The sequence below is a fragment of the Terriglobales bacterium genome, assembly GCA_035624455.1.
In the GTDB taxonomy this organism is placed as follows: Bacteria; Acidobacteriota; Terriglobia; order Terriglobales; family Acidobacteriaceae; genus DASPRM01.
Genome location: DASPRM010000102.1, coordinates 62,729 through 69,566, shown reverse-complemented (window position 1 = coordinate 69,566; position 6,838 = coordinate 62,729). Strand labels below are relative to the sequence as shown.

The window sequence follows — 6,838 nt, the reverse complement described above, 5'->3', positions numbered from 1 at the left end:
TTGCTGGTGCGGTTCCCGGCAGGATCGTACTGATAACTTGCGCCATCAATCGTTGTGACGCCTGCCTGGTGCAGAACCGCCAGTAGACGCGACAGAGAGTCGTAGCTGTAGCTCGTGCTGATGCCGTTGGGACGCGTGAGTCCGGTCCTGCGGCTGAGCGCATCGTAGCCTAGCGTGAACTGACCCGCCCATGAGTTTGTCAAACTGTTCAAGCGGTTCAACGAATCGTATTGATACGAGTTCGTGCTTCCATCAGGCGCGGTGAAAGAAGTCCGGTTGGAAGCCTTGTCGTAGGCGTACGAGTTGGTGAAGTTCGTGCCGGGCAGGAAGGAATACTGCGTCGTGGTGCCGATCAACCGTCCCATATTGTCATAAGCGAATCCATAGGTGCCGGTGGGATCGGTGACCTGCTTAATCTTGCCTACCAGGTCGTAAACGTAATCCACGCCAGTTGAATCGGGATAGCCCTTGTGGGTGAGCCGATTCAGCGCGTCATAGACGTAGTTGATCGTTTGGCCCTTGCGGTCGGTCTTGCTAGTGAGATTGCCTATCGCATCGTAGGCATAGCTCTCGCCAGAACTTTTCCGCCAGCGGCGGGTTCCCATTGGTGAGTAGTTAGTGAGCAGGAGGCTGTAGAACATGGCAAAGCGAGCGATATTAGCGATGCTTGGCCTGATGGCAGTGATGGCGCTGGCGGCGCCTTCGAAGGCCAGGGCACAGGTTTTTGTCGGCGTTCATGTAGGCCCGGTGGTACCCCGTCCTGGATACGTTGTAGTGCCTCCGCGTCCTGCGTATGTGGTAGTGTCGCCGCGCCCGTATCCGATTGTTTCCTATCCGCGTCCGTATGGGTTTGTTCCAGCATATGTCGGTCCGGTTCCAGGCTACTACTATCGCGGACGCTGGTGCCCGAGGGCTTACGTCTACCGCGGATATGTTGCCCCGCCATATTTCAGGCGGTAAGCGCACAAGTTTCAGCTGACTCAGACTCTGCGCAGCAAAAGAATTGCCCCACTCAAGCCAATGAAGGCTTGAGTGGGCAACCCGTCCATATCAGCACCAAGAGCTAACGCAATAAAGCTCGGGAATGCGAGAATCTCTCCACCCAGATTAGCGCCGAAAAGCAGGGCGCGAACCTGGGGCACCAGCCGCTTCCATTTCACCCACCCTTACGCCCAACAGAAGGGCTAGAGGGTGGGCCACCCGCAGCGCGAACCTGGGGCACCAGCCGATCTCCAGAGTGCCATTCAGCCTTGCGTCCTCAGCGTCAGCAGTGTGACCTCCGGATCAACCCCCAATCGCGCGGGGACGCCGATCGTGCCCAATCCGCGATTCACGTATAGGAATGAACGTCGAGCAGTCCCGTTCAGGGGCAGCGAATACAAACCGGCAATGAACTTTGTAATAAAGCGCGCCGGATTCCAGCGGTGGTCGACAATTTCCACCTGCACCTGACCACCATGCGTGTGTCCCGCCAAGCTGAGCTCAATTCCCAATTCTGCGGCGCGATAGAAACTATTGGGATTGTGTGAAAGCAACAGGTTGGGGACATCGCGGCGAATCAAAGGCTCGATCGCGCTGAGCATGGGCGCGTGTGCGCCACTGCGAAAGCGCTCTCGCTGGTAGTCGACGCCAACGAGATTGATCTCTTGTCCATTCCAGCGAAGTGGCGCGTTCTCCTGGCGTAAGAGCCTCATACCATATTTTTGGAAGAGCTGCTGAGCGGTTTCCTCCGCGTCGGCATAGATTTCATGATTGCCGTTGCAGCCCCAGGTGCCGAGAGGCGACTGCAGGCGGCTCAACTCGGCGATACAGTCGTCCAGCGGGTCGCCGGCGCCAGTCAGAAAATCGCCGGTCACTACGGCGACCTGGGCGCCCAGGCCATTGGCCATGTCCACGGCGCGGCGAATCTGCTCGGGAGGCATGAAGGAACCAACGTGGATGTCGCTGAGTTGCACGATGCGAAAGCCGTCCAGAGCCGGCGGCAGGTTCGCGACTGGAACCTCTACGCGGTGTACGGTGAATTGCAGCCGTTCGCGGGCGAAGCCGTAGAGCGCTGCCAGCAGCGGAGCCGCGCCTGCTGCCGCGGCCGCGTAGCGAAAAAACGATCGTCGCCCGAGGTCTACCGCCGTGTTCTGAGCTATGGTTGGCGAGGCCGGTGGTGTCCGCCGGAACAGTTGTGCCCCCCGGTCCCATATCCATTCGATGCCATGGACCAGCTTGACCAGGAGGAAGGCAAAGAACGAGGGGACTAGCCAAAGTTGTGCCAGGGTCATGATCCAGCGGGTGGGTCCCGATCTGGGAAGGAAATGCAGGAAGAGCCGGTCAGCTAGGACTACAATCAGCCATAAGAGGGCTGCCACGACCAGCGTCCGTAGGAGCAGAATCCACTTAGGCGACCCAATCCGCTTCAGAGCCCGCCAAGCCGAGCGAAACCAGAAGAGCTGCGCCGACAAGAGCAGCACGAGTACAAGCAGCAGAATGAGCGCTTGCAGCGCTCCCCACTTAGGTCCCAATCCCAACTCCTTGTGAAATCATCAAGTTCTGCCCACCGCTGATGCCACACTCCCACATGAAGACGGAAACAAGTCGTCGCTGATTAGCAGGGTCGCGATTTGTGGTGGCCGCCCACGCAGCCTAGCTACCGTCTCAGATTGAAACTACGAGGGCGGTGCTTAGTTGGATGCAGCATCGGTGGCAATCAGACCACAGCTTCCTGAATATGCAGTGGGCGGCAAGTCAGGCAGCAGGCAAAAATCGGTTTGCGCTGGTCACAAATTGGTAGTTCAAAGGTCACAGGGAGGCGTGTTTAATGCCGCCGACGATGTTGCCCATTTTGGGCTAATTTGTCCGGGAATGGGACGGTGGTTCATGGCTATTGTGCCAATCCGGGCCCAAGATGACGTCTTTGTCGCGCCCGAATCCAGTGCCGATTCGGGCCAATCGCCAGATTTCGGTGAACTGAGCGGGCGACAACTCCTGCTGGCCGCTCTCGATGCCCAACCTCACGCCATGATGCTGGAGGTGGATGGCCGTATTGCCTACGCCAATCTCTGTTATGCGCATCTTGCGGGCTATGAGAGCGCACGCACAATGATAGGGAAGCCGGTAGAGGCAGTTACTATCGATTCTTCGCGAGGGTGCGCTTGTTGGCCGCGCAGCGAGAGTCCCCCCAAAAAGTCGTCCTGCGCCAGCGCCAGCGCTTCAAGGAGCAACGGTGACTTCAGACTTGAAAGCTCGCGCACGGAGGTGAAAGTCGGAGAGCGGGTGCTCGCGATCCATGTGCTACGCGACATCAGTGGGCAGCGGCGACTGGAGGAGCAACTGCTGGAATCGCAGAAGAAAGAAGCCCTGGGCCTGGTGGTGAGTGGCGTTGCTCACGATTTCAACAACATTCTGACAGCAATCACGCTGCATGCAGATCTGCTTTTGACCGAACTGGCGTCGGGCAGTTGGTCGCGCAGGCAAGCGGAAGCGGTCCGCTCGGCGGCAGAGAAAGGGACAATTCTGGGAAGACAGCTTCTGGATTTTGTTCGCCACAAGGCCGCGCAGCCTGAGGTGGTCTGCCTGAACGACGTACTGGCCGAGAGTCGGGTGCTCCTGCAACGGCTGATTGGAGAGCAAAATGAGCTGGTGGCCTCGGTTCAGGCCGCGCCGTCGCACGTCTGGATCAATCCCGGACAACTGCAACAAGTAATTCTTAACCTGATGTTGAATGCGCGAGATGCCATGCCCCGAGGAGGGCGGATCGAGATCCAGATGTCGGAGCTGCTCCTGGATACTAAAAGCGCTCCGCCATTCGGTCTGAAGCCAGGATCCTACGTCAGGCTGGCTGTATCTGATAACGGCGTTGGGATGGATGCGGCTACCCAGAGTCACGTGTTTGAGCCGTTTTTTACCACCAAAACCAATGGCAATGGAACAGGTCTGGGCCTCTACACGGTGCGCATGATCGCACGGCAGAGTGGCGGAACGGTCCGCCTCCTGAGCGCGCCAGGGGAGGGAACCCGAGTAGAAGTATTTCTGCCGCTGATCACCGATAAGGACAGCGCGTCCCTGCTGACACCAGAGACGGAAGCGAGTTAACCCAGTAGGGGATCGAGGCAGTTGGCACGATCAATCGATCTCTGCAATTAGATGTCGAAGAGCCCGCGGCGGCCATAACGCTGCTTACGACGGACCTCAGGCTGCGTAACGTAAAGGAGGAATCATATGGCTGTTTTATTCAATCCGCCGACCCGGGAAATTCCAGGAGCCCATTTGCTGAACGTTCTTATTATTGACGACGAGCGCTCTGTCCGCGACGGCTGCAAGGAGGCCTGTCGGCTTACTGGCTTTAACACATTTACCGCAGATTGTGCCGATCAGGCTTACAAGGTCATGGGGACAGAGAGTGTCGACATTATCTTGCTTGACCTGAAGCTCCCCGGCGCCAGCGGACTGGAAGTACTGCGTGAGATCCGCAGTCGGCGTCCGGAGGCGGCGGTCATCATCATCACGGGATACGCCACTGTCCAATCAGCGGTACAGGCCATGAAGATGGGTGCGTTCGACTACATCACCAAGCCTTTCAATCTCGATGAGTTGCGCATGATGCTGCAGCGGGCGGTCGACGATCTGAAGATGACAGCGGAAAAGCGAGCCCTGCGCGACAGCCTCCGCTCCAAACAGGGTTTTGGTTGCCTGGTCGGCAAGTCACTGGAGATGGAACGGATTTATCGAATTATCGCCAAGGCTGCGCAGACGGTACACCCGGTACTGATCATTGGGGAAAGCGGCACTGGCAAGGAACTGGTGGCGCGCTCTATTCATTTCAGCGGACCTCATCATGACCAGCCGTTTATTCCAGTGGACTGCGGCTCGCTGGTGCCGACGCTGATCGAGAGCGAGCTGTTCGGCTACGTTCGTGGGGCATTTACCGGAGCCGTGCGCTCCAAGGATGGACTGCTCGCCATCGCCAATGGCGGAACCGTATTTCTTGATGAGATCGGTGAGCTACCGGTGGATCTGCAGGCAAAGCTATTGCGCGCGATTCAGGAGAAGGAAATCCGACCGGTGGGAAGCACCAAGCGTATTCCCATTGACGTGCGAATTCTGGCCGCCACCAATCGCGACCTGGAAACAGCGGTGGCCGAAGGCGGATTCCGCCGCGATTTGTATTTCCGGCTGAACGTGCTGACGATTCGGATTCCTCCGTTGCGGCAGCGAAAGCAGGATATTCCTTTATTGGTTGAGCACTTCATGGACCGCCTGGCACGCTCCACCGGCAGTAAACGTACTTTTAGCGAAGACGCTTTGCAGGCATTTCTAAACTACGATTGGCCGGGAAATGTGCGCGAACTGGAAAACTCGATTGAGCGAGCCTGGGCGATCAGCTCCGGAGCTACCCTAAGTCTGCATGATTTGCCAACCTTCATTCAGGATGCGCAGGCGCATGCAATAGCCCAGCCAACCGCCGGACCGAAAATCGTCCCGCTTGCCGACATGGAACGGGACGCGATTCTCACTGCCATTGAGCAGCTCAACGGTGACAAACTGCTGGCTGCCAAGATGTTGGGAATTGGCAAGACGACGCTTTACCGCAAGCTGAAGGAATATTCCCAAATCTGATGCCGGAGGGCAGACTGTTTTCCCGAACGGGAGATCGGGATGCCCTCTAAGCGCATCTCCGATTGCGCAAGTCGCTGATAATCATGCTATTGCAAAAGGCGAACAAATGGCGAAGAACGTGCATTACTGCAGAGCATGATTCTCTTCATCTCATCTTTCGCACGCAGTCATGAGTGCGCAGCTGCGGTAGAAGCAGCTACGCGTGAAAAAACTCTCTTACAAACGTCGCTGCGAGCAGCAATTCCGATTTTACGGGAGCAGGAATTCGCTGCCGTAGTAATCGATGAATCGGTGGTGGAGGCTCAATCCGATTCGGCTGAGCTGCTCCTCGAGAATCTGGGTCCTGCCGCGCCGGTGTTCATCAATCTCGCGATCCGCGGAACGGAACGGATGGTTGAGGAAGTCCGAGCTGCACTGCGGCGCCGTAAACAGGAACATGAGGCGGCGAGCAGGCACGCAACCGCCGAGCTGCACAGTCAACTAGCCAGCGATCTGACCGGCCTTTTGCTAGCAGCACAAGTAGCGCTGAAGAGCACCGGGCTGTCCGCGGAAGGACAGCAACGGCTGTCCGCGGTTTGCGAATTAGCCGAGAAGCTGAAAAACAGACTCGACCCAAGAGGAAGAGGCTAGAGGGAAGAACCGGAATCCCAAAGACCGACGCACCGGGTCATGTTAAAGCTGAATCTTCGCTGAATGGGGCTCATCCATCATCCAGCAACCAGCTCAGCGAGCGGAGGTGCAGCGTGCCCTTGGTGCGAATCTCCCTGATGCAGGGGAAGACGAAAGAATTCCGGACCGCCGTCGGCGAAGCGGTTCATCGGGCGATGGTCGAGACCATCAATGTTCCGGCTCCAGATCATTTTCAGGTGATCACTGAGCACGCCAAGGAGGATCTAGTTTATGATCCCAGCTTTTTGGACATCGCACGAACCGACGGCGTGGTCTTCATACAGATCTCGCTGAACATTGGGCGAACTGTGGATCAGAAACGCGCGCTTTATCGCCGGATCGCCGAGTTGCTCGCGGAGAATCCCGGAATTCGCAAAGAGAATGTGTTTATTAATCTCGTCGAGGTCGTGAAGGAGAACTGGTCCTTCGGCAACGGCGAGGCGCAGTACACGAAGTAAGGGCGGCTGCAGGGACGAAGCCTGAAGGCGCCTGGTTCCCCTCGGCAGGACGGGGCTGAGTGGGGTATTGCAGTCATTATTGCGAACCAGGCGAGAGAAGAGGT

Annotated in this window: 7 protein-coding genes; 5 read left to right on the top strand and 2 right to left on the bottom strand. The window is 57.5% G+C overall.

Features of this window, described 5'->3' with window-relative positions:
* Positions 1-641, bottom strand: a 641-nt coding sequence (locus VEG30_11405; GenBank protein HXZ80529.1) for a hypothetical protein, incomplete at its 3' end; no start/stop codon positions are given.
* On the opposite strand from VEG30_11405, the gene VEG30_11400 reads away from it, so the two are divergent.
* The gene (locus VEG30_11400) at positions 640-960 is read left to right on the top strand and encodes a hypothetical protein (protein ID HXZ80528.1); all 321 of its coding nucleotides are present in this window, start codon (positions 640-642) and stop codon (positions 958-960) included. The genes VEG30_11405 and VEG30_11400 overlap by 2 nt on opposite strands.
* 284 nt (positions 961-1,244) lie before the next feature.
* On the opposite strand, the gene VEG30_11395 is transcribed toward VEG30_11400, so the two are convergent.
* Positions 1,245-2,513, bottom strand: coding sequence for a metallophosphoesterase (locus VEG30_11395; protein HXZ80527.1), 1,269 nt, complete (start codon positions 2,511-2,513; stop codon positions 1,245-1,247).
* A 355-nt stretch (positions 2,514-2,868) separates the two neighbouring features.
* Here VEG30_11395 and VEG30_11390 point away from each other — a divergent pair, with 355 nt between their 5' ends.
* The 4 genes from VEG30_11390 to VEG30_11375 all read left to right on the top strand — a co-directional run bounded on the left by VEG30_11390 (position 2,869) and on the right by VEG30_11375 (position 6,734).
* Entirely contained in the window at positions 2,869-4,083 is a 1,215-nt protein-coding gene (locus tag VEG30_11390; protein ID HXZ80526.1) for an ATP-binding protein, read from the top strand.
* Positions 4,084-4,209: 126 nt separating this feature from the next.
* Positions 4,210-5,607 (top strand): sigma-54 dependent transcriptional regulator, encoded by a 1,398-nt coding sequence (locus VEG30_11385; protein ID HXZ80525.1) that lies wholly within the window; start codon positions 4,210-4,212, stop codon positions 5,605-5,607.
* Positions 5,608-5,742: 135 nt separating this feature from the next.
* On the top strand, positions 5,743-6,237 hold the full coding sequence (locus tag VEG30_11380; GenBank protein HXZ80524.1) for a hypothetical protein: 495 nt from the start codon (positions 5,743-5,745) through the stop codon (positions 6,235-6,237).
* Between the two features lie 113 nt (positions 6,238-6,350).
* Positions 6,351-6,734 carry a tautomerase family protein gene (locus VEG30_11375; GenBank protein HXZ80523.1) on the top strand — a complete coding sequence of 128 codons (384 nt, stop codon included), beginning with the start codon at positions 6,351-6,353 and terminating at the stop codon, positions 6,732-6,734.
* The last annotated feature ends 104 nt before the right edge of the window (positions 6,735-6,838 follow it).

Excerpts from the sequence above, each read along its gene's own strand:
- VEG30_11400 (HXZ80528.1), top strand. The coding sequence starts at position 640 with ATGGCAAAGCGAGCGATATTAGCGATGCTTGGCCTGATGGCAGTGATG.
- VEG30_11390 (HXZ80526.1), top strand. The coding sequence starts at position 2,869 with ATGGCTATTGTGCCAATCCGGGCCCAAGATGACGTCTTTGTCGCGCCC.
- VEG30_11385 (HXZ80525.1), top strand. The coding sequence starts at position 4,210 with ATGGCTGTTTTATTCAATCCGCCGACCCGGGAAATTCCAGGAGCCCAT.
- VEG30_11380 (HXZ80524.1), top strand. The coding sequence starts at position 5,743 with ATGATTCTCTTCATCTCATCTTTCGCACGCAGTCATGAGTGCGCAGCT.